Source organism: Tabrizicola sp. (assembly GCF_031377265.1).
Lineage (GTDB): Bacteria > Pseudomonadota > Alphaproteobacteria > Rhodobacterales > Rhodobacteraceae > JAUYQR01.
The window spans coordinates 1-2,327 of sequence record NZ_JANMET010000072.1 but is presented as its reverse complement, the minus strand read 5'-3'; the positions used below and the strand labels follow the sequence as shown (position 1 = coordinate 2,327).

General features: G+C 64.7%; 2 protein-coding genes and 2 pseudogenes. 1 reads left to right on the top strand and 3 read right to left on the bottom strand.

All coding sequences use genetic code 11. From position 1 onward, the window contains the following. Nucleotides 1-552, top strand: a pseudogene (locus tag RMO18_RS04085) (nicotinate phosphoribosyltransferase); the annotation flags it as partial. On the opposite strand, the gene RMO18_RS04080 reads toward RMO18_RS04085, so the two are convergent. The 3 genes and pseudogenes from RMO18_RS04080 to RMO18_RS04070 form a co-directional block, all read right to left on the bottom strand. After that, entirely contained in the window at nt 549-1,472 is a 924-nt protein-coding gene (locus tag RMO18_RS04080) for a phosphotransferase (protein WP_309664071.1), read from the bottom strand. The pseudogene RMO18_RS04085 and the gene RMO18_RS04080 overlap by 4 nt on opposite strands. Beyond that, nucleotides 1,469-1,891, bottom strand: a complete 423-nt coding sequence (gene arfB / locus RMO18_RS04075) for an alternative ribosome rescue aminoacyl-tRNA hydrolase ArfB (RefSeq protein ID WP_309664069.1) — start codon at nt 1,889-1,891, stop codon at nt 1,469-1,471. Before arfB ends, RMO18_RS04080 begins: the two co-directional genes overlap by 4 nt. A 260-nt stretch (nt 1,892-2,151) precedes the next feature. Beyond that, a pseudogene (locus RMO18_RS04070) lies at nt 2,152-2,327 on the bottom strand (VUT family protein); the annotation flags it as partial.

The window sequence follows — 2,327 nt, the reverse complement described above, 5'->3', positions numbered from 1 at the left end:
GCGCTGGCCGATACCGATGCTGGCCTGCGCCAGGCCCCCTATCAGGTGTTGCAGGACTGGCAGGAGGAGCATGAGGGCAACCTGCGGATCATCCTGCCCGACACCTATGGAACGGTGGGGTTCCTGAAACATGCGCCGGACTGGCTGGCGTCGTGGACCGGCATCCGCATCGACAGTGGTGACCCGGCGGTGGGGGCGGAAACCGCGATCCGCTGGTGGCAAGACCGGGGCGAGGACCCGCGGCAAAAGCTGGTGATCTTTTCGGACGGGCTGGATGTCGACAAGATCGAGGAGCTGCACATGCAATTCCGCGACCGGGTCAAGGTGTCGTTCGGCTGGGGCACGATGCTGACCAATGACTTTCGCGGTCTGGTGCCGGAGGATCGGCTGGCGCCGTTCAGCCTGGTCTGCAAGGCGCTGAGTGCCAATGGGCGGCCGACGGTGAAGCTGTCGGACAACCCGGCCAAAGCGATGGGCCCGGCGGATGAGATCGAGCGTTACAAGCGGGTGTTCGGCGTGGGCGAGCAACAGGCGCTGGAGGTGGTGGTTTAGCCGATCACCCGATTGGCGCACATCACGGCGCGGGCGATGTGGCTTTTATGGACCGGATCGCCGGGGCCAAGGCGCGGCATTGTCCAACCGACCGAGGCACAGGTGCGGGCGAGGGTGAAGGTTTCGACCATCGCGGTGTCGGTGGTGCCGTAGCCTGCCATTAAGGCATCGCGGATTTGCGGGTAGGCAGGTTCGTAAAGGTTCTGCGAAAGCACGGTGCCAAGGTCGTAGAGGCGGAAGCCGAAGCCGCTGTCGTCGAAGTCGATCAACGAAAGCGAATGTCCGTTCACAAGAATGTTTTCGCGCAGGACATCGGCGTGGATCAGGCCGATGTCGGCGCTGGCGCTGTGATCGGCCAACCGGTCGCGCAAGGCATCGCGGGCGCGGCGCAGGGTGGCGGATTGGTCTGGCGTTGCGGCGGCGTGATCCCAGAAGCGGCCCCAGAACGGGTTTTCGCCGACAAGTCCGTCGATATCCCAGCGGGGGCGGGTGAAATCTTCGGGCAGGGTTAGGGCGTCGGTGGCGCGGTGTAGCTGGGCGAGAAGCTGGCCAAGCGCATGATGCAGGCGCAGCACTTCGGGCGCAGGGCGCGCGAAGGGCTGGCCCGCCTCGCCCAGCGCGTCGCCGTCCATCCAGGCGATGACCGAGGCGTGGCGGCCGTTGGACAGGGTGACGAGAAGGGAGCCATCGCGGGCGGGCAGCGCTGCGGGGACAGGCACGCCGGCGCGGGCCAAGGCATCGCACCACCAAAGCTCTGACCGGATCGCGGCTGGGTCTTGATAGCCGGTGCGGTGCAGGCGCAGGGCGGCGCGGCCCTGTGGCAGAGCGATCTCGTAGACCACATTTTCGCGGTCGCGCAGCAGGCGGGTCAGGGTGCCACCCCAATGGGCGGCGGCTTCGGCGGCAAGGGCGCGGGTCATTCCTCGTCGCCGATCTTGCCGCGCAGGGATTTCACCTCGCCGCGCTGGGTTTTCGCGGCGACACGGCGGCGCTGGCTGCCCAAGGTGGGCTTGGTGGCGATGCGGCGTTTCGGGGCGATGAGGGCGGCGCGGATCATTTCGACCAGCCGTTCGCGGGCAATTTCGCGGTTGCGGGCCTGACTGCGGGTGTCTTCGACCTGCAAGACCATGGCGCCATCCAGCGTCCAGCGGCGCCCGGCGAGTTTCTTCAGCCGGGTCTTGACCGAGGATGAAAGTTGCGGCGACCGCTCGGCCTCGAAGCGCAGTTCGACGGCGGTGGAGACCTTGTTGACGTTCTGCCCGCCGGGGCCAGAGGCGCGCATGAAGCTTTCGGAAAGCTCCCAGTCCTGAAGGATGATGGTTTCGGTGATGTGCAGCATGCAGCAAAGCTAACGGGATGGGAGAAAAAGAGAAAGGGTTGCCGGAGTGCGGCAACCCTTTCCGAGATCTAAGGAGATGGGCCAGTTAGGCATCAGATCCAATCGGTGGTCTGTTTCACTGAGGGGCTGCCCTCAGAAAACACCCCTCCCGGCTGTCCTGACACGTCTCTCCAATATCACTCTAGACACTGGATCACCTCCTTTCAAAATGGTTGCCGATAAGAGAAGCGTGACACAGATTTTGTGTTTGTCAAAACAATTTACGCTACCCTTGTGATGTAGCGCCCGACGATGATGCGAAACGGCACTAGCGCCACCAAAGCCAGCACCAGCTTGACCAGCCAGTCCGCGACCGCCAGCGAAGCCCAGAACGGCGCATCGGGGCCAATGCCCAACAGCGGGCCGGGGGCGGTGGCCCAGGACACGTCATTGCCGG